The 19,733-nt window shown below is 44.4% G+C and carries 15 protein-coding genes; 2 read left to right on the top strand and 13 right to left on the bottom strand.

From position 1 onward, the window contains the following. Positions 1-248 precede the first annotated feature (248 nt). From WS42_RS04490 to WS42_RS04475, 4 genes are all read right to left on the bottom strand, one after another. Positions 249-1,238 (bottom strand): FimB/Mfa2 family fimbrial subunit, encoded by a 990-nt coding sequence (locus WS42_RS04490; RefSeq protein WP_013611859.1) that lies wholly within the window; start codon positions 1,236-1,238, stop codon positions 249-251. A gap of 262 nt (positions 1,239-1,500) precedes the next feature. After that, positions 1,501-2,106: a GNAT family N-acetyltransferase gene (locus WS42_RS04485; protein WP_228026167.1), complete on the bottom strand. Its 606-nt coding sequence runs from the start codon at positions 2,104-2,106 to the stop codon at positions 1,501-1,503. A gap of 222 nt (positions 2,107-2,328) precedes the next feature. Next, the gene (gene trxA / locus WS42_RS04480) at positions 2,329-2,631 is read right to left on the bottom strand and encodes a thioredoxin (RefSeq protein WP_046402643.1); all 303 of its coding nucleotides are present in this window, start codon (positions 2,629-2,631) and stop codon (positions 2,329-2,331) included. 56 nt (positions 2,632-2,687) lie between these two features. Further along, the gene (locus WS42_RS04475) at positions 2,688-4,484 is read right to left on the bottom strand and encodes a LysM peptidoglycan-binding domain-containing protein (RefSeq protein WP_013611862.1); all 1,797 of its coding nucleotides are present in this window, start codon (positions 4,482-4,484) and stop codon (positions 2,688-2,690) included. Between the two features lie 124 nt (positions 4,485-4,608). Between WS42_RS04475 and WS42_RS04470 the strand changes: the two genes are divergently transcribed. Then, positions 4,609-5,412, top strand: coding sequence for a PASTA domain-containing protein (locus tag WS42_RS04470; protein WP_022159471.1), 804 nt, complete (start codon positions 4,609-4,611; stop codon positions 5,410-5,412). A 24-nt stretch (positions 5,413-5,436) separates the two neighbouring features. Further along, positions 5,437-6,498: an RluA family pseudouridine synthase gene (locus WS42_RS04465; protein ID WP_046402642.1), complete on the top strand. Its 1,062-nt coding sequence runs from the start codon at positions 5,437-5,439 to the stop codon at positions 6,496-6,498. A 256-nt stretch (positions 6,499-6,754) separates the two neighbouring features. Here WS42_RS04465 and nspC read toward each other — a convergent pair whose 3' ends face one another. The 9 genes from nspC to rseP all read right to left on the bottom strand — a co-directional run bounded on the left by nspC (position 6,755) and on the right by rseP (position 19,711). After that, positions 6,755-7,918, bottom strand: coding sequence for a carboxynorspermidine decarboxylase (gene nspC, locus WS42_RS04460; protein ID WP_046402640.1), 1,164 nt, complete (start codon positions 7,916-7,918; stop codon positions 6,755-6,757). Further along, positions 7,915-9,105 (bottom strand): saccharopine dehydrogenase family protein, encoded by a 1,191-nt coding sequence (locus tag WS42_RS04455; protein WP_013611866.1) that lies wholly within the window; start codon positions 9,103-9,105, stop codon positions 7,915-7,917. The genes nspC and WS42_RS04455 overlap by 4 nt, the downstream gene beginning before the upstream one ends. Before the next feature lie 645 nt (positions 9,106-9,750). Further along, the gene (locus WS42_RS04445; protein WP_229032325.1) at positions 9,751-11,055 is read right to left on the bottom strand and encodes a TolC family protein; all 1,305 of its coding nucleotides are present in this window, start codon (positions 11,053-11,055) and stop codon (positions 9,751-9,753) included. 20 nt (positions 11,056-11,075) lie between these two features. Beyond that, on the bottom strand, positions 11,076-14,129 hold the full coding sequence (locus tag WS42_RS04440; RefSeq protein WP_022159476.1) for an efflux RND transporter permease subunit: 3,054 nt from the start codon (positions 14,127-14,129) through the stop codon (positions 11,076-11,078). 213 nt (positions 14,130-14,342) lie between these two features. Continuing rightward, positions 14,343-15,413 carry an efflux RND transporter periplasmic adaptor subunit gene (locus WS42_RS04435; protein ID WP_022159477.1) on the bottom strand — a complete coding sequence of 357 codons (1,071 nt, stop codon included), beginning with the start codon at positions 15,411-15,413 and terminating at the stop codon, positions 14,343-14,345. Positions 15,414-15,722: 309 nt separating this feature from the next. Continuing rightward, positions 15,723-16,649 carry a magnesium transporter CorA family protein gene (locus tag WS42_RS04430; protein ID WP_022159478.1) on the bottom strand — a complete coding sequence of 309 codons (927 nt, stop codon included), beginning with the start codon at positions 16,647-16,649 and terminating at the stop codon, positions 15,723-15,725. Between the two features lie 122 nt (positions 16,650-16,771). Continuing rightward, complete coding sequence (locus tag WS42_RS04425) at positions 16,772-17,776, bottom strand: endonuclease/exonuclease/phosphatase family protein (RefSeq protein ID WP_229032326.1); 1,005 nt, start codon at positions 17,774-17,776, stop codon at positions 16,772-16,774. Positions 17,777-17,993: 217 nt separating this feature from the next. Next, positions 17,994-18,365, bottom strand: coding sequence for a carboxymuconolactone decarboxylase family protein (locus WS42_RS04420; RefSeq protein WP_013611872.1), 372 nt, complete (start codon positions 18,363-18,365; stop codon positions 17,994-17,996). Further along, positions 18,365-19,711: an RIP metalloprotease RseP gene (rseP, locus tag WS42_RS04415; RefSeq protein WP_022159480.1), complete on the bottom strand. Its 1,347-nt coding sequence runs from the start codon at positions 19,709-19,711 to the stop codon at positions 18,365-18,367. The genes WS42_RS04420 and rseP overlap by 1 nt, the downstream gene beginning before the upstream one ends. Between the last annotated feature and the right edge of the window lie 22 nt (positions 19,712-19,733).

Here is a 19,733-nt window from a genome sequence, read left to right as displayed (position 1 = left end):
AAACCTGTGCACTATCCATGTGGGCATACCCATCTACTTCCAGTGTCACAGGCAGGGAAAATTCCTCCGATTTTACTTCGACAACCTGCTCCTCCTGACAACTGCCCAAACTGAATACAATTATCATCCAGACCCCAACCGTATAATACCACCCGATCTTCATTTACCAATTAACGATGTTTCATCTTAGCATTTAATTTCGTCCCCCTCTTCCTCTGACACTCCCTCCACCATTTATCATCTGGCATTTAAATCGTAATCGGTGGTTCCTGATCCACATTCCATTCGACATCGACATCGATCAGGGAATTCACATTCACTTTCCAGATATTTCCCGGCTGATCCGGGTCGATAGTAGCCGTCACCTTGGTAATGGTATTTGGTTTCAGCACATATTTAGGTAAAGTTATAGGTTGTTTAGGACCGTTTACCAGATAAAAAGTAGTCAGAAAAGTCGAGCTGTCTCCCGCAACGGTCGGCAGCGTCACATACGTCAAAGTAATGCTGTCTTTTACTTGTTGCCGATACTGATTAGAGACAAAAACATAACTCCCTGTCCTCCCCGGAAAGGTCCCGTTCATATTAAAAGAACTATTTACCATTTCAATATCCATATCGATCCGGTCGACAACACTGGGTATTTTCTCTAAAGTAAGAGCAAACATAGCGACCTTACGGTAAAGAGACAATACCGGCAGATTCGTTTCGGAAGTAGCTCCCACCTGAACCACATCGGAACTTCCCCAAAACAACCGGGAAGCTTCTTCTCCTGACCTTACCACTACCAGTACCTGATTTAAAGTACTTCCTGCGGTCACTCCCTGTAAAGAAACATTCGGCAAGGCATTGCCTAAGGAATCCTGTACATTCCCTACTCCCACGATTTTATAGTTTGCCAGCGGTACAGAATCAAAAACAAACTCCCGGGGTACAGTAAAACCAGGTTGAGTACTCATAGTATTTTCTGTCAATGCTTCCAGTTGGGATTTATCCAACAACATATTCCGGTACAGTACATAATCACCGGTTGTATTTTCCCGAAAAAGAAAAAGATTCAACGATTTTACGTAAGTAGTCAAGTTTTCTCCGACCACCGTTCCGACACGTCCCGCCAAAGCCACTGCGATATTTCCGGTCGAATCCTTCGCAGGAGGGTAGGGTTTGTAACTGTCATCTTCGCGACAGGCCTGCAAAATTATTAAAAGTAGTAATCCCCCGAATAAATATACTCCTCTCATTCTATTCATTTTTAATTTTAAGAGTATACTTCCCTGCTTCCTGAAAAGTTTCGATTTTCCTGTATTTTGTTTTCACAATTTTTATCAGATCGGTAACCGCCGGGAGTTACCTTATCGGCTTTTCATTACAGAACAGGGTATACCTTACACCGGTCTTACCGGAGAAACTTTTACTTCGTTTGTTCCTGCTGTTTATATCGGAGAATATGTTGCCTGTCAGCTGGCTTCTAATCAAGTCAGGGATAAAAAAGGGATATAAAACTTACCCGTGCTCACGCATCTTACAGAAATAATAAAAATCGACCAAATGACCATTCTTGACTGCAGCATGATGCAAAACAGCTTCCTGTCGATACCCCGCTTTTTGCGATACATGCATAGAAGCGGGATTCGTACTGAATACAATCGTGTACAATTTTTCGTAATGAAAATTTTGAAAAGCATATTCGGTGATATCCTCCAACACTTTACTCATAATGCCATGCCCCCAATATTTTTCCCCGATCCAATATCCCACCTCGGCAGTCACTCTTTCTACATCTCCTTCGGATCCGAATCCGATACTTCCCACCGCTTTTCCTTCAACCTCGATAGCAAAACGCATCGGTTTGCCCGGCATAGCTTTTACCATACTGATGTAATCGAATGCATCCTGTTTGGTATAGGGATGCGGAAAATTATCCATTAAGTTATTCCAGATTTTGTTGTTATCGGCATTTTCTGCCAAGGATTCACAATCGGAGTAACTGAATTCCCGGATGACATACCCTTCTCCCTCGATCCGCACTCCCTGTTTTTTTCCCTGTAAAATAAAGAACTCATCTGCCCCACTCGTCGATCGGGGCAACTCGGTTTTACCTGTTTTCATAGTTGTCAGATTCTTTCGAATCTCTCCTTTTTCAGATTTGTTTGTTTTAATTTTAAACGCCACAAACATACAGAGATATTTCATCGGGTGTAACTATTTTTCCTCAAAAAAAATTCATCCGACGAAAGATATTTCTGACATTCCGAAAACCGGATATTCAAATAATTTTATACATTCGCGATTTGGATGATCACGAACAGATGAAATATAAAACACTGATAATCAAAGGTGTTTTTCAATCACTTGACGAATTTGTGTTGCTTGCATCGCCCCACTCTGCCGCCAAACCATTTTACCTGCTTTGAATAACATCAATGTCGGTACCGCCTGTACCTGATAGGAATTTACCAACTGCCTGTTGACCGGGGAATCGATATCTATTTTCACAATTTTCACCCGCTCCCCCAACTGCTTTTTCAGGCCTTCCAATACGGGATGCATCATTTTACAAGGTCCGCACCAGGTAGCGAAAAAATCTACGAACACAAGGGTATTTCCCTGAATGATGTCTTCGAATTTTGCCATAACTTTATGCTTTAGGTCTGCTTATTTATATCGCAGATCATGCTGACAAGTTACGCTTATAGGGACTCTATTTTCAATCGGTAGTCGGATCCAAAATTGACAATATAAAAACCCTGATTTTCTTTACCGGCTTGACCTTCCATCTTTTGAAAATAAAAACGCGAAAAATCACCGTTACGCGGATAAAATTCAAGTGCATCCAGTGTCCGGTCCCGGTATTTTGCCGCCAATTCAATAAAATAAAGACTCATATCGAAAGCCTTATAGGCCAGATTATTCGGTTCGGTATAAAAATATTTCCGGTATTTTAAGGCAAACCGTTTGGCAGGCTCCGTGGTATTGTCCACATAACTATAGGTAAAGATCTTCGTATTCAGTTTGAAATAAGTCTCATGATCTACCGAAGTAAAGGCCTGCCATTCCGGGAAGCCGACGACGGTAATCCGATAACCATCCGTTAAAGCCGATAATACCGGTAATATCTTACTGACTTCAGCTTCTTTCGTAGTAGGCAGAATGATTATATTTTCCCGGTCGGGCAACAATTGCAAACGCAATCCATCCAACGGAACTGCCGAAGTATTCCAATCATAAAAATTCATACTGCCGATCCGATGCATATACTCCTTAAACAAGCGAATATCTTCCAGGTCTGAATGACTGACCTCGTTCCCTGTCAGATTCAGACAAACCAGATTCGCTTCTTCCGCTTCTTCGCGCAACCAATCACTCATCGCAACAGTCAGTGCTTTCATAGAAGGGTTGACCTGGATAAAATCAGGATACACGCCAAATTCTTCACTTCGGGAAGATAAGGGATAAATGACCGGGATATTTTTATTCGTTAAATCATCCATTAAGGCCTTATACACCGAGCCATATACCGGACCGATGATCAGGTCGGGATGAAACCGGTCGATTTCATCGACCATAGTATACATTTTCTCTGCACTCCGTTCGGTATCGAAAACCTTCAGGTTAACTTTGTATCCTTGATTTTTCAAGCTGTCCACCGCCAGCAATACCCCTTCATAAAAAGAAATAAATTGCTCGGAGCGGGCAGAAATCTGTACCGGCATTTTTTCCACCAGCGTATCGACAAATACAGGATAATCTTTTGCAGAAAAAGGGAGCAGTAAAGCCACCTTCACAAAAGGATCGACAGGCATCACTACTTCGGAGATATAATCCGGAATCTCCATTTTATCGGTAGCCCCGATAACAGTCGTAGTCTCTTTTTCCGGTTCTTGTTCCGTTTTTTCGTTTTTTTGCATCAGGGCATTTTGCAGGATATCGGTCACGGACGCTTCTTCCACTTTTTTCACGCTCTCGTTTCGAACCGGACGCTCAGGGCGAATCTCCTGCTTTTTTCCCACCGAAGCTTCGATTTCTTCTTCACCCAATACAGAAAGATCGATTTCAGCCAAAGGCAACTTCACCACAGCTCCTACCGCCAGGGGTTGATTCTGGGCATATCCTTCATTGAATTTCAATAAACGTTTCGGTTTTATCTTATAAAGCCGGGCGATGGAATAGAAAGTCTCTCCTTTAACCACTTTGTGATAATAAAATTTGTCGTCCTGTTGCACAAAAGGATCGGTATAAGGCACTTTCAATACCTCGTATAAACTCAACGCATTATCTTTCTTATCATTTAAACTCTTTACCTCGTCGATGTTCGCTCCGTATGCCTTACATATCGAATACAAAGTCTGACCGGGTTGCACGGTATGCAAATAATAACTCTTTCCCCGAATCACAACGATATCGTTGGACTTTGTTACCGCAGTCCCTTGCCCGATTACCTGACCGCAAGACCATAAAAGCAAAAACAGAAATAATAATTTTAGCATAGCTATTCCTATTAATAAGCAGCAAATTTAGAAAAAATAGTAGATAATTTAAAAATCTGCGCTATTTTTGCAAGTTGATGAACCCAGGCTTTCACAACAAAGGCCATAAACCAAATTGTAACCGATGAAAAAATTTCCGGCAAGACTCACCTTTTACCTGCTGAATCTGTTAGCAGCCATTCTTCTCGTTTGTGTGATAGGTTATTTTGTTCTATCCCATCTGGAGAGTTATACCCAACACGGACAATTTATTCCGGTTCCTGCCTTTAACGATTTGACAGTGGAGGAAGCACACGCGGTAGCCCGGCATGCTCATTTAACTGTTGTGGTGACCGACTCCCTGTATGACGATGCGGCCAAACCGGGAGTCGTGCTCGAACAATCACCGGTAGCCGGAGCACACGTTAAAGAAAACCGTCTGATCCATCTGATCATCAATGCCCATAACCCTGAAAAAGTGGTTTTCCCGAACCTGCAGAATGCTGCTTACCGGCAGACACTGCAAACCCTGACCAGCCGGGGATTCAAAATCGGTCATATCGAATATGCCCCGTCTGAATTTCATAATCTGGTATTGGATCTTAAACATGACGGAGAAAATATCGTTCCAGGGAGCTTATTGACCAAAGGAGCCGTTATCGATATCGTGTTAGGAAGTGGAAATGGAAGGAATACAGTCGTTCTCCCGCAACTGACCGGGAAAAATCTGCAGGAAGCCCTGGATATCCTTCGTAAATCTTACCTGAATCTCGGCGAAGTACTCCCGGATGCCAGTATAAAGAGTAAAAACGATGCCTACTCGGCTGTCATCTACGAACAGGATCCTTTGGGCGAGACGACAGTCGAAGGAGGTACTTATGTCAACCTGCATATCACCCTACAAAAAGATAAAATTGCAGCACTCGACTCCTTGATGGTTACCGAATAAAAACGTGAACTAAAACAGCATCCTATGCCCGAATTTGAAGAAGAGGAAGAATTATTGGAAGAAGAAGAGGAAGGACAAGCATCCGAAATGTACGAACACCACCGGATCGAAGCGGATAATGGCCAGAATCTGCTCCGGGTGGATAAATTTCTGATGTCACGTCTGCCGAATGCTTCCCGCACAAAAATTCAGGAAGCTGCCGATGCCGGAAATATTCTGGTAAACGGGAAGGCTGTCAAATCGAGTTATAAGGTAAAACCCAAAGATATCGTATCGGTCGTCATGGCCTATCCCCGTCGGGAAATCGAGATCATACCGGAAAATATCCCCCTGAACATCGTTTACGAAGACGACGACCTGATGGTAGTCAATAAACCCGCCGGGATGGTAGTACATCCCTCCTACGGGCATTATACGGGCACTTTGGTGAACGCTCTGGCCTGGCACCTGAGAGGTAATCCGCTTTTTAAAGACAATAACGATCCGCGTCCCGGATTAGTCCACCGGATCGATAAGGACACGTCGGGATTATTGGTCATCGCCAAAACCGAAAAGGCCAAAACCCATCTGGGATTACAATTTTTCAACAAGACTTCCGACCGGAAGTATGTAGCCGTTTGTTGGGGTAACCTGGAAGACGAAACCGGAACGATCACCGGACATATCGGGCGCAACCTGACCAACCGCAAAGTCATGGCCTGTTTTCCGGACGGCAGTCATGGCAAACACGCCGTAACGCATTACCGGGTATTGGAACGCCTGGGCTATGTGAACGTAGTTGAATGTATTTTGGAAACCGGCCGAACCCATCAGATCCGTGCTCATTTCAAATATATCAAACACCCGCTTTTCAACGATAAAGAATACGGGGGAAATGAAATTCTGAAAGGTACCACCTTTGCCAGGTACAAACAGTTTGTCAACAACTGCTTCGAAATTTGTCCCCGACAGGCACTGCATGCGAAAACCCTGGGATTCGAACATCCCACCACAGGTGAACGCCTGTCGTTCGACTCGGAAATCCCGGACGATATGCAGCAACTGATACAAAAATGGCGGGCATATATCCAATCCCGGGAAGAATAACAGGGATTCCGGGACGGTTCTTCCATCCCACTTTTTCTCAAACAAATCGTTCGGGCAACCAATCACCAGGCATTTCCCGTCAGGCCATACTCCCGCCCTCTTTCTCTACATAATGTAACAATATGACAACCATTTCACCGCATCAGCCGACACTAGCAAACATAAACCCTACCTCACAGTAAGTCTTTCCGGAATTTAAGTTCCACAAAAGTGAGATTTAAACTTTCAGGCAACCTCTTCGGCAAAAATTTTTCTGTCAAGACATCCGGTTTTTATAATCTTCGTAACCGAATTTACGGACCAGACGAAAACCGGTCTCAGGATTCCAAATTCCGATGGAAGGATGGGTGACCCCGTTGAACATGGTCGTTTTGACCATCGTATAATGAATCATATCGCGAAAAACGATACGATCTCCGACCCGGGGCTCACGTCCCCCGTCAAAAGCCCAATCTCCATAGTAATCACCGGCCAGACAACTGTTTCCTCCCATCCGCCAACGTTTTTCCCCTTCGGCAGGTTCATGAGTGCCTAAAATAGCCGGCTTATAGGGCATTTCGAGACAATCGGGCATGTGACAGGCAAAAGAAACATTCAACATCAAAGTATCGACACCTCCGTTACTGACTTTATCTTCGACAGTGGCCACCAGACAACCGGTATCCCAGGTAAATGCACTACCCGGCTCGAGAATGATCCGTAAATGCGGATAACGCGAACGAAAATCACACAAGATATGAATCAGTTCCTCCTCATCGTAATCTTTATGAGTCATCAAATGTCCTCCCCCCATATTCAACCATTTGATTTGCGGGAAAAACCGGCCGAATCGTTCTTCGACAGCAGCCAGCGTACCTCTCAAATCATCCGGACGGGATTCACACAACGAATGAAAATGTAAACCATCGATTCCTTCCGGTAAATGAGTCAGGTCGGTAGCCAATATGCCCAGACGGGAAGTGGGACTGGCCGGATTGTATAAATCGGTTTCAACAGTAGAAAATTCCGGGTTTACCCGCAGCCCACAAGAGACACCTGCCCGATGGGCCCGCCGTCCGAAACGCTCGTATTGTCCCAACGAATTAAAAGTGATGTGGTTGCTGCAATTCAATATCTCCTCGATCTCTCCTTCAGTATACACCGGAGCATAAGTATGAGCCGGAGCGCCATATTCTTCAAAAACAAGACGAGCCTCCGCCAGCGAACTGGCAGTGGCTCCATCCGAATGTCTGCTGAGTTCCGGAAAAATACTCCACATAGCGTTGGCCTTCAAAGCTACGATAATCTCTGCTCCGGTAGCCTTCCTCACCTTGTCGATCACCCTCAGGTTGTCTGCCAGCAAAGTTTCATGCAATACATAGCAAGGAGAGGGGACAGTGGATAAATCCCAGTTGCTCAGAATCGTATCCTTATCGATCATACTTCCAGGTCGATATCGAATTTTTCAACCCAAGGCAATCCTTGTTCTCCTAATTCTGCCAGGAATGGATCCGGATCGAATTGTTCCACATTATACACTCCTGCGCCTTTCCAAAGTCCTTTTGCAAACATCGCGGCTCCCAGGGCAGCCGGAACACCGGTGGTGTAGCTGACAGCCTGTGTACCGGTTTCTTTGAAAGCAGCTTCGTGGTCACAATTGTTATAAATATAATAAGTATGTTCTTTGCCGTCTTTGAGCCCTTTAATGCGGCAACCGATCGAAGTCTCGCCATGATAGTTGTGGCCTAAGGATTTCGGATCGGGCAATACGGCTTTCAGGAATTGCAAAGGTACGATCTTCACTCCGTTGAATTCCACCTCGTCGATACGAGCCATACCGATATTCTGAATCACCCGCAAATGGGTCAGGTATTCCTGTCCGAAGGTCATCCAGAAACGAGCCCGTTTGATGGTCGGAAAATTCTTGACCAGAGATTCCAGTTCCTCATGGTACAACAGATAAGACTCTCTTTCCCCGATATTCGGATAAGTCAAGGTCTTATGAATTTCGAGCGGTCCTGTCTTGACCCATTGTCCGTTTTCATAAAAACGTCCGTTTTGGGTGATCTCCCGAATATTGATTTCCGGATTGAAGTTGGTAGCAAAAGCCATTCCGTGATTTCCGGCATTACAATCTACGATATCCAGATATTGAATTTCATCGAAGTGATGTTTGGCAGCATAAGCGGTAAAGATCGCCGATACGCCCGGATCGAATCCACATCCCAAAATAGCGGTCAATCCTTTTTCTTTAAAGCGTTCATGGTATGCCCATTGCCAGCTATATTCGAAATGTGCTTCATCTTTAGGCTCGTAATTAGCCGTATCCAAATAGTTCACTCCGGCTTCCAGACAAGCTTCCATAATCGTCAGGTCCTGATAAGGAAGAGCAACATTAATCACAATATCCGGCTTGAATGAACGCATAAGTCCGGTCAATTCCTCAACATGATCTGCATCCACCTGAGCGGTCTGAATACGATTACCCCCTACGGCTGCAGCAATCTCGTCGCATTTCGATTTGGTGCGGCTGGCCAGCATAATATCGGTAAAAACCTTATTCTTTGCAACTTTATGCGCAACAACGGTACCAACGCCTCCGGCACCGATAATTAAAACTCGACACATGGACAATTTTTTTTTAAGTTATTACTAGTTGAGCAAAGATACAATATTTTTTGATCCAAAAAACATTTTTCATTCCAAGTCATTCAAGTAAAACAGCAATAAAATAGGATGATCTCCCTATATAGGACTGTATACCCTTTATTTTTTTTAATTCGACCCCCTCCTCACTGATAACATCAGGATGAGAAGAATAACCAAACAACCGGACAAATAGGCCAAACTAACACTCCTCATACCAACATTCTTTTTCCGGGCCCTGGACCCGACAACATTTTATCTTGACTATCTCCGAACTCGACTCCTCCGTGTATGAACTAGGCTGTCCTTTAGAGACTTTCCCATGAAACAACCCAACCTGAAGTCCAACATCCCAGGTCCATCCCGGTTCTGTCGTAGAATATTTCCGGCCAGTGGCAATTTGTTTTTCTCCTATTTGAAAATTGTGTATACCATCTGTCTCTATAGTAGCTAATGCTTCAATATTTTTAAAAATCAGACCATTCGACTTTTTAGTTGAAAAGTCGATATGTAAACACCTACCTATCCCCAATACAGGAATAATTTGTTTTTCATTTTTTTAATTATTGATTGATTTGAGCACAAATAAAAAATGAAAACAAATTTATATTCTATACCATGACGGAATCACTTCAATATTTTTCCGCTAATGAGCAATAAGGTCAGTTCGGAGATTTTTGCCTGATAGAGGGCAGAAACTTTACGGTCGACGGCATCGATATAACTGCGCTGAAATTCCCTGAATTCGATTCCCGGCAAGGTTCCCAATTTATACTTTTCGAGTGCCGCATCGAGGTTATCGAAAGCAACCCGTTCGCTTTCTTCCTCAAAGCTTACGATCTGCAGGTTATTCTCGTAGGTATTGTAGAGCTGTGCCAAATCGGCTTTTACCTGCTGTTCCGCTTCCTGATAAGAAAGGGCGGCATTTTCCATATCCAATTTCGCATTTCTGATCTTCCTCCGGTTTTCCAATCGGTTAAAAATATCCACACTCAAGGAAAAACCCCAATACGGACCGTTCGAACGGTTGAGGGAAGTGACCGAGGCCGGAGATTTGGTGCGGTTGTAGTTATATCCGGCATCGAAATCCAATTTAGGGAACAAAGCGGCCCGGGCGATCTTCATGTCCAATTCAGAGACTTTCCGGTCCCGGCGTCCGATTTGCAGGGTCGTATTGTATTGCAACAGATCGGTCAACAAATCCTGATATTGCAAAGGCATATGCAGCCGGATAGAATCATCTACGTACATATGTTTTTGCAGATCGGTATTCATGATAGTATTCAGTGAAATATAAGCACTTTTCAACAATTCTTTTTCTTTCATATAATTCGAACTGTCGGCATTTAAATCGAGCTTTGCCTGTTGGGCCTCCAAACCCGACAATACTCCGATCACATATTTATCACGGGCCTCGGCGTAACGGGCACTCGACAACTCCAAAGAATGCCGTGCAGCTTCGAGCTTACTGTGCTGACGTACAACATCGTAATAATAAGAACTTACTTCGACGATCAGGTTCTCGACAGCTGCCTTGGTATTCAGTTCGCCGATCGCCAGCATTTCGGCATAACGATTGTGAGTCATAAACATTTCCATACCGTCGAACAAACGCCAGTTGAGAGAAACTCCGGCACTCAAAGCATCCGAACGGGAATTATCGGCCCTTCTGTCTTCTCCGTCGGAGACCACTTTACTATCGGTAATCGATTGTTTCTGGGCAGCATCGATACCGATAGTCGGAAGAAAAGGCCCGTAATTCAGGTTATTTTCAGCCTGCCGTTGTTGATTGCGGATAATTTTGATCGAATAATTCGATTCCAACGCCCGGGCGATACAACTATCCAATGTAATTTTAACCTGGGCAGAAGAAAACCCTGGAATAAAAAATAAAAAACAAACGATGAAGAATAGTAAACTATATTTTCCCATAATCATAATCAAAAAATTCTTTACTCTTTATGCTCTTCCCCGATCACGTTCACCTTTTCTGTCGACAGATAAGAATAAATCGCCGGAATCACGAACAAGGACAAGAAAGTAGCACATACCATCCCACCGACAACGGCGATCCCCATAGCCACCCGGCTTTCAGCACCGGCACCGGTAGCAATAGCCATCGGGAGAATACCCAAAACCGTCGACAAACTCGTCATCAGAATCGGCCGGAAACGAGCGACTGCAGCATTTTTCACAGCTATCAGCATCGGTTCACCCATCGCTTTCCGCTGGTTGGCAAACTCTACAATCAGAATACCGTTCTTCGACACCAGCCCGATCAACATGATTACACCGATCTGGCTGAAAATATTCATAGTCTGATCGAAATACCACAAGGACACCATCGCCCCGATCAACGCCAAAGGCACAGTAAACATGATGATCAGGGGATCCCGGAAACTCTCGAACTGAGCCGATAAAACCAGGTAAATGAATATCAATGCCAATACAAAAGCAAACATCAGACTGGACGAACTTTCCACAAAATCCTTCGAACTACCGGAAAGTGTCGTCTTAAAATTATCGTCTAACACATCGGCAGCAATCCGGTCCATTTCAGCCAATCCCTCTGATATCGTTTTTCGTTTAGCCAATCCAGCCGAAACCGTAGCGGCCACAAAACGGTCGTAGCGATACAATTGCGGAGGCATAGAACTCTCGGAAGTCGTCACCAGATTGTCCAATGCAATCAATTCACCATTATTATTCCGTACATAGATATTCTGTAAATCAGAGGGTTTATTCCGGTTTTCGCGGTCGATCTGACTCAATATCTGATATTGCTTCCCGTTCAGGATGAAATAACCGACCCGCTGTTCACTCATGGTCAGCTGCAAAGTCTGTGCGATATTCTGCATAGAAACGCCCAATACGGCAGCTTTATCCCGGTCGATATTGATGGTCAATTCGGGTTTGGTAAATTTAAGGTTCAAATCGGCCACCGAGAATACCGGACTTTTATTCACTTCGTCCATAAAGCGGGGCAATACCCGTTTCAGGTCGTCGAGGTTCTTGGCCTGAATAACGTATTCTACCGGCAAGCCTCCGCGACGTCCGCCAAAAGTCTGCTGTTGTGAAACCATCGTCCGGGCTCCGGTGAAATTACGTACCTGTACTCCCAATTCATCGGCAATCTCCTGTTGGGTACGTCCCCGTTCTTCGGGATCTACCAACCAAAGGTTCAAGTTGGAACGATTGGTATTTCCCCCACCGATCATTTCGATTATCTTTTCCTGTTCAGGGACCTCTTGTTCGATATAACTACTCAACTCATCGGCATATCGGCTCATATACTCGAACGTAGCGCCTTCCGGAGCCGTAGAGGTGATCCGGATATTCGAACGGTCTTCGAGGGGAGCCATTTCCGAAGGAATAGCCTGCCACAACAACCAGATCACCACGCCCGAACCGATCAGTATCAAAGGAGCGATCCACCGGTATTTCATAAAACCTTCCAATGCCCGGCGATAGTAGTTGACCATACCGTCGAAGAAAGGTTCTGTCGTACGGTAAAACCAGTTATCGGTGACATTGCGGGTAAGCAACTTGGTGGAAATCATCGGGGTAAAAGTCAGTGCGACAAATGAAGAAATAATGACCGCCCCGGTAATCACGATACTGAATTCCCGGAACAACCGCCCGGTCGTCCCCTGCAAAAAGACAATCGGGAAAAACACAGCCACCAAGGCTATAGTGGTAGCGATAACTGCAAAGAAGATCTCATTCGACCCCTTGAAACCGGCTTCGAGCGGAGACATTCCCTGTTCGATCTTCGTATAGATATTCTCCATCACCACAATCGCATCGTCGACAACCAGACCGATCGCCAGCACAATCGCCAGCAAGGTCAGAATATTTATGGTAAATCCGGCCAGATACATCACAAAAAAAGCACCGACCAAAGAGATGGGGATAGCCAATACGGGAATCAATGTCGTCCGCCAATTCCGTAAAAACAGGAAGATAATCAACACGACCAGAATAAAAGCCTCCACGATCGTGTCTTTCACTTCATTGATCGAATTGCGGATAAAGACCGTATTATCGAAAGCAATTCCGGCTTCGACGTCATCAGGCAAGTCTTTTTGCAAATCGGCCATCACTTCATACGCCCGGTCGACAATATCAATATAATTGGCTCCCGGCTGAGGAATGATGGCACAAGCCACCATCGGCACCCCATTCCGCTTCATAATCGAACGGGTATCTTCTGCATCTACTTCTGCAATACCGATATCCCGGAAACGAATGACTTTATCGCCCTCCTCTTTAATGACCAGATTATTAAAATCCTCAATCGTCATCAGTCGTCCCAGGGTACGGATAGTCAGTTCGGTATTTTCTCCCTCGATCCGTCCGGAAGGTAATTCCACATTTTCCTGAGTCACAGCGTCCCTCACATCCATAGGAGTGATTCCATAAGCAGCCAGCAAAGACGGATCCATCCGCATCCGTACGGAATATCTTTTTTCTCCCCAGATGGAGACACTACTCACTCCTGAGATCGTCTGCAAGCGTTCCTTATAGTACTGATCGGCATACATACTCAGGTCGATCAATGACCGCTGGTCACTCCGCAACGAAACCGCAAAGATCGGCTGAGCATCGGCATCCGCCTTACTCACGGTCGGAGGATCCACGTCTTTCGGCAAACGGCGCATCGCTCCGGAAACTTTATCCCGGACATCGTTAGCAGCCGTCTCCAAGTCGACCTCCAACTCGAACTCTACCGTTATATTACTCCGTCCGTCCCTACTCTGGCTGGTCAACGAACGAATCCCCGGGATTCCGTTGATAGCCGACTCCAAAGGCTCGGTAATCTGCGTCTCGATTACATCGGCATTAGCACCTGGAAAACTGGTCGATACCGAAATAATAGGCGGATCGACACTGGGATAGTCACGTACCCCCAAAAATACCAGACCGATACAACCAACCAACATCATAATGATGTTCATCACCGTTGCAAATACCGGTCGCTTTATACATGTTGACGATAAGCTCATTTGTTATAGAGTTGCTGAGTTACTGAGTTTATAGAGTTACTGAGTTGCTGAGTTTATAGAGTTACTAAGTTACTAAGTTAATAGAGTTACTAAGTTGCTGAGTTTGTGAGTTTATTAAGTTATTCATTATTACATCATCGAATCACTAAATTGTCAAATCTCAGCATCCCTCCTCCTTTTTAACTTTAAACCTTCTCCCCTACCTCTAACCTTTTACCTTTTTATCTTCACCTCCACCGCCATCCCATCTCTGAGTTGCATCAACCCACCGGTGAGTACGGTATCTCCGACGCTGATACCGGAAGTCACCTCTACATTTTTCTCATCGCGGCTTTCTGTTTCGACAGGTACACTTAAGGCTTTTCCATTTTTCACGATCCACATTCTTTTTCCGTCCATTTCGGGCACGACGGCTTCTGTCGGTACGGCAATGAATTCAGATTTTCCACCCACCACCAGGTTTCCTTTTGCAAACATACCGGGCATCAACTCCCCGTTTGTATTCCGGAAACGAGCCCGTAGAAGAATCATACGGGTTTTCACGTCGATAAAAGGATCTACAGCATAAACCTTGGCCGAATAGAGTTTATCATTTCCGGTCACTTTAAAAAATACTTCCTGCCCTTTCAAATTATTATCGGCATATTTCTCCGGAATATTGAACTCATATTTCAGGGTAGAGTTGTCTACGATCCGGGCAATTTGTGAGCTGGGCTGCACATAACTACCTTCACTGACATACCGGAACCCCATTACCCCGTCGAACGGAGCCCGGATTTCAGTACGGCTGATTTTCACTTTCAGCAGTTCGATATCCGCTTCGAGCATATTATAATCGGTTTGTAACTGATCGAAGGCTTCACGGCTGATCGATTCGCGCTTCAAAAGAATCCGTTGCCGTTCGAGCTTCTCGGCCAGTAATTTTTTCTGAAACTCCGCCCGGGTCAACTGAGCCTGCAAATCGGCATCGTCTACTTTTAATAGCAGCTGTCCCTTTTTAACGGCCACCCCTTCCTGAAAGTAAATCTTTCTGACTTTTCCCACGATCTCTGCTACCAAATCGACCTCTTCGTTTGCCAACAAAGAACCATTCACCGGAAATCCGGCAGCCACAACGGAATTCTTAGCAATAATCCCCGTTACCGGAAGTCTACCTTTCCCCTTGTTACCTGGTGCATTTTGTTGTGATTGCACCCCATTTCCACCGATCCGGGGGATTATAATCCAAGCTGCCAAAGCCAGCGGAATCCCGATCTGTAATGATCTTTTTACGTATTTATTCATATTTCATCCAATAAACCAACCCTTTTTAGTTTATAAAGTTCATAAAGTTGCTCCTTCATCGCTAAAAGTCCATAAAGTCTATGTGCACCTTTTTAACGAAACCGGAGATTCCGGTCGACCTCACACAGCCGTAAAAAAATACCCGCAGGATTCAGAACTTTTACAAACCTGACAGACTTTACGAACTTGCTAAACGATCTAAAAATTGTAAGCCACCTTTTTCAGTTCTTTTTTCAATAAAAATAACTGTTTTGAGGTTTAGACAAACAAAACCTCCGGGAGTTTATCCCTAAAAATGTTAACACTTTGTTAAAGCCAACTCTTTCTCCTGAACATCCAATAACTCAATATAGAAAAAGCAACCGATATAATAGCGATGACAAACAATCCATAATGGCTGTCTTCCAATCCATTGTGTACATTCATACCATATAAGCTGGCAATCAATGTCGGGATCATCAAAAGCAGGGAAATAGCGGTCATACGCTTCATGATTACGTTCAGATTGTTGGAAATAACCGAAGCAAAGGCATCCATCGTACCGCTCAGGATATCACTATAGATTCGGGCGGTGTCCTGAGCCTGCCGCAGTTCGATCTCCACATCTTCTACCAGATCGGGATCGAAAAACTCCCGTTGGCTTTTTAAATTCTTTAATTTCACCAGCAGGTTGTCATTTCCTCTCAAAGAGGTAATAAAAAACACCAATGATTTTTCGATTTTCAGCAACCGTTGCAATTCGGCATTCTGAATCGATCTTTCCAGTTCTTTTTCAACGGCCCGGCTTTGGTTATTGATCTGTTTCAAATATTTGAGATACCACACGGAGGAAGACAAAAACAATCTGAACAACAGATCCCAACTCCCATCGATCGGCAATTTCTTACGCTGCATATACCGGATAAAATCGGGCAGCATATCCGTTGCGTGGTGACAGATCGTCACGAAATAATCGGCTTTCATGATAATTCCCAAAGGAACGGTGATATAGGGTATATCGTTTCCCTCATCCCGGTAGGGAATGCGCAGAATCATCAAGGTCCAGCCATCTTCCGTTTCGATACGGGGACGTTCGTCGACATCCCGGATATCGGATAAAAATGCAGAAGGAATCTTCAAATCACGAGTAAGGTAGAGCGTATCTTCCTCGGTCGGCATTTCGATATTCACCCAACAGTATTTTTGCCAGGCCTGCTTTTCGGCAAAATTATCCCTGCAACATAAAAATTTTCTCATATAAAACCCTCCATTCGTTACGAACAAAGGCCTGAGAAAACCTTTGTTCAGATTAATACTTTTGATGATAATCGTCCATATCTATTGTTATGAATTTTGCGCGGCAAAAATAGAAAAAGAAATCATTTTTTCAAATCGATATATATCGGTAAATGATCGCTATATCCACCGACATAACGCGGTCCCCGGTAAGTAGGACAAGGTTTGTATCCGAAATAAGTTTTATCTTCTTCCAGTAGAAAAGAAGCTGAAAAAACAGTAAGCCGCCGATCGGCTTTCCAGACAGAGTGCCCATCCAGTAAAGCTCCCGAAAGAATCAGGTGGTCGATGGTCTGCCAGTTGCCTTTGTAACGGTAGCTACCGTAATTCTTTTTCAATAAATAATAGCCTGTATTATATAAATCTTTGCACCTCGGTTTTTTATCGGAACTTTTGGTACCCAACACCTTTTGTGCGGGGGTATTTGCTTTCCCGTTCAGATCGCCCATGATTACAATACCGGCGCGGGACTGAACAGCCAATAATGAATCGACTTTATGCCGTACCGTCGAAGCTGCCCTTTCTCGGCGCCACTCGCTTTGCTTCTCTCCACCGATCATCGAAGGGAAATGACAGACAAAAAAATGAAGGGTATCCGAATCCAACACCCCGGAAGCATACAAAATATCCCGGGTACGGATGGTGGTATCCTCGGGAAATGACAAGCGCAAGAAATCGGTTTCTAAAAGTTCGAAACAGTCTTTCCGGTAAAGCAAAGCGACATCGATACCCCGGCAGTCGGGAGAATCCTGATGAACAATTCCATAATTCCCGTCGGCCAAAGCCGTTTTCTGCGTTAAATCTTCCAATACCCAGCGATTTTCCACTTCCGCCAAACCGATGATACAAGGCAGTTCTTTATCTCCCACGCTATCGATCACTTCTGCGATTTTCAATAATTTATCCGTATATTTAGCCTTCGTCCAATGTTTCTTTCCCCGGGGAGTGAACTCGTCGTCGGCAGTCGAGGGATCATCGGCGGTATCGAATAAATTCTCTACATTATAAAACATAATCCGGCAATGATCCTGTGCCAAAACAGGCATCGTCAGCACACAAAGCAAGAATAATATACCCAATAATTTCATCTTTGTCTGAATTTTGAAATGAGCTTTATCAACCACCCCGATCACAGGCATTCTTTCGACCTCATCCTGACATAATCACTCCACACCATATCTTTATACAAATCCGAACCGATATAATCCAGAATCATACTTCCCCGCCGGCAGTCCAGATAATAATACAGACGTTCTATCAGCTTTCCGTTCTCATCGAAAAGGAAGAACCGTTATACCTCATGCTTTATTTTTCGTTTTCGACCTCCGGGCCGGTTTGAGCCTGCAACAGCTCCCAATATTCGACAGCTCTTCTCAAATGAGGGATAACGATAGTCCCCCCCACCACGTCGGCCACAGCAAAAACTTCGAACAATTCGGGAGTAGTCACCCCTTGTTCATAACATTTTTCCAAATGATACTTGATGCAATCGTCACATCTCAAAACCATGGAAGTGGCCAGTCCCAACATCTCCTTTACCTTGGAGGAGAGTGCCCCTTCCATATAAGTATTGGTATCGATATTGTAGATTCTTTTGATCACTTTATTATCGGCTGCCAGAATCCTCTCGTTCATTTTAGCCCGGTAAGCTCTGAATTCTTCAATCTGATCTTTCATTACCCGAAAAATTTAATTATATCATTTACATTAGCCAGAATAAATAAGCCGAAGATAAAAATCATGCCTGTAATCTGAGCATACTCCATAAATTTCTCTCCCGGTTTACGACGGGTAACCACTTCATACAACAGGAACAAGACATGTCCTCCGTCCAAAGCCGGTATAGGCAGAATATTCACGACGGCCAGCATGATCGAGATCAAAGCAGTCAGTTCCCAGAAAGAATGCCAATTCCAATACCCCGGGAAAATGTTGGCGATCGAAGCCATCCCACCGACCGACTTATAAGCGGTATCTCCCTGAGAAAAGAGTAATTTCAGCTGTTTCACATAAGAGCCGAGTTGTCCGATCCCCATCTCGATTCCGGCAGGAATCGCTTCTGCCAGTGTATATTTCTGAGTCGCCAATTCATAGGCATTGGCAGTCAGCAAAGGATAAAAACCGAATTTTCCGTCTTCCCCCAAAGCAAAAGCATAAGATAATGTATCCGCTCCCCGCAATACGGTCGTTTCCACCCGCTTTCCTTTATTGGCGGCGAGCAAATCCGAAAATTCATCGTAGAAACGAAAAGTATGTCCGTTGACAGACAGAATCTTATCCCCTTTTCGCATACCTGCATCATAAGCCACAGAATAATCCCCGAAGTCCTGTATCTCGATTCCATCGACCGGGATACGGGGAGTAAGCAGCGGATTCAGCTTGAAACTCTTGGACGATAATTCCAACAGCGTAGCAATAAAGTCATCCGGAATATCCAAAGAAACTTGCTCTCCATTGCGCAATACCTGAATGGTCTTGGAACGATTGAACAATATTTCGGGAAGCACATCGTCAAAACGGACCACTTCTTTATTGTCGAGAGCAACGATAATATCACCGTTTCGCATTCCGATATTTTTGAAGACGCTGTCGCATACCACTCCGTAAGTGACGTTTTTTGCAGGAAGATAGGTCTCCCCCCAGGTGAATAGAATACCGATATAAATGACAAAAGCCAGTAAGACGTTCACCAATACCCCGCCCAACATAATCAGCAAGCGTTGCCAGGCCGGTTTAGCCCGGAATTCCCAAGGCTGAGCCGGTTGTTTCATCTGCTCGGTATCCATCGATTCATCGATCATTCCGGCGATCTTCACATATCCACCCAACGGCAACCAACCGACTCCATACTCGGTCTCTCCCTTTTTAAATTTAAATAAAGAGAACCAGGGATTAAAAAACATATAAAACTTTTCTACCCGGGTCTTAAACAACTTCGCAAACAAAAAGTGTCCGAATTCGTGGAACAAAACCAGGATAGAAAGACTCAAGACAAATTGTACTATTTTTATAAAAATATCCATGATATGAGGTAAAAAGTAAAAG

Source organism: Odoribacter sp. N54.MGS-14, assembly GCF_000980295.1.
Taxonomy (GTDB): Bacteria; Bacteroidota; Bacteroidia; order Bacteroidales; family Marinifilaceae; genus Odoribacter; species Odoribacter splanchnicus.
This window is presented reverse-complemented; position numbering and strand designations above follow the sequence as displayed.

What these genes read in the sequence shown, in the direction of transcription:
- WS42_RS04490 (WP_013611859.1), bottom strand. Translation starts at nt 1,238, where the DNA reads ATGAGAGGAGTATATTTATTCGGGGGATTACTACTTTTAATAATTTTG.
- WS42_RS04485 (WP_228026167.1), bottom strand. Translation starts at nt 2,106, where the DNA reads ATGAAAACAGGTAAAACCGAGTTGCCCCGATCGACGAGTGGGGCAGAT.
- trxA (WP_046402643.1), bottom strand. Translation starts at nt 2,631, where the DNA reads ATGGCAAAATTCGAAGACATCATTCAGGGAAATACCCTTGTGTTCGTA.
- WS42_RS04475 (WP_013611862.1), bottom strand. Translation starts at nt 4,484, where the DNA reads ATGCTAAAATTATTATTTCTGTTTTTGCTTTTATGGTCTTGCGGTCAG.
- WS42_RS04470 (WP_022159471.1), top strand. Translation starts at nt 4,609, where the DNA reads ATGAAAAAATTTCCGGCAAGACTCACCTTTTACCTGCTGAATCTGTTA.
- WS42_RS04465 (WP_046402642.1), top strand. Translation starts at nt 5,437, where the DNA reads ATGCCCGAATTTGAAGAAGAGGAAGAATTATTGGAAGAAGAAGAGGAA.
- nspC (WP_046402640.1), bottom strand. Translation starts at nt 7,918, where the DNA reads ATGATCGATAAGGATACGATTCTGAGCAACTGGGATTTATCCACTGTC.
- WS42_RS04455 (WP_013611866.1), bottom strand. Translation starts at nt 9,105, where the DNA reads ATGTGTCGAGTTTTAATTATCGGTGCCGGAGGCGTTGGTACCGTTGTT.
- WS42_RS04445 (WP_229032325.1), bottom strand. Translation starts at nt 11,055, where the DNA reads ATGGGAAAATATAGTTTACTATTCTTCATCGTTTGTTTTTTATTTTTT.
- WS42_RS04440 (WP_022159476.1), bottom strand. Translation starts at nt 14,129, where the DNA reads ATGAGCTTATCGTCAACATGTATAAAGCGACCGGTATTTGCAACGGTG.
- WS42_RS04435 (WP_022159477.1), bottom strand. Translation starts at nt 15,413, where the DNA reads ATGAATAAATACGTAAAAAGATCATTACAGATCGGGATTCCGCTGGCT.
- WS42_RS04430 (WP_022159478.1), bottom strand. Translation starts at nt 16,649, where the DNA reads ATGAGAAAATTTTTATGTTGCAGGGATAATTTTGCCGAAAAGCAGGCC.
- WS42_RS04425 (WP_229032326.1), bottom strand. Translation starts at nt 17,776, where the DNA reads ATGAAATTATTGGGTATATTATTCTTGCTTTGTGTGCTGACGATGCCT.
- WS42_RS04420 (WP_013611872.1), bottom strand. Translation starts at nt 18,365, where the DNA reads ATGAAAGATCAGATTGAAGAATTCAGAGCTTACCGGGCTAAAATGAAC.
- rseP (WP_022159480.1), bottom strand. Translation starts at nt 19,711, where the DNA reads ATGGATATTTTTATAAAAATAGTACAATTTGTCTTGAGTCTTTCTATC.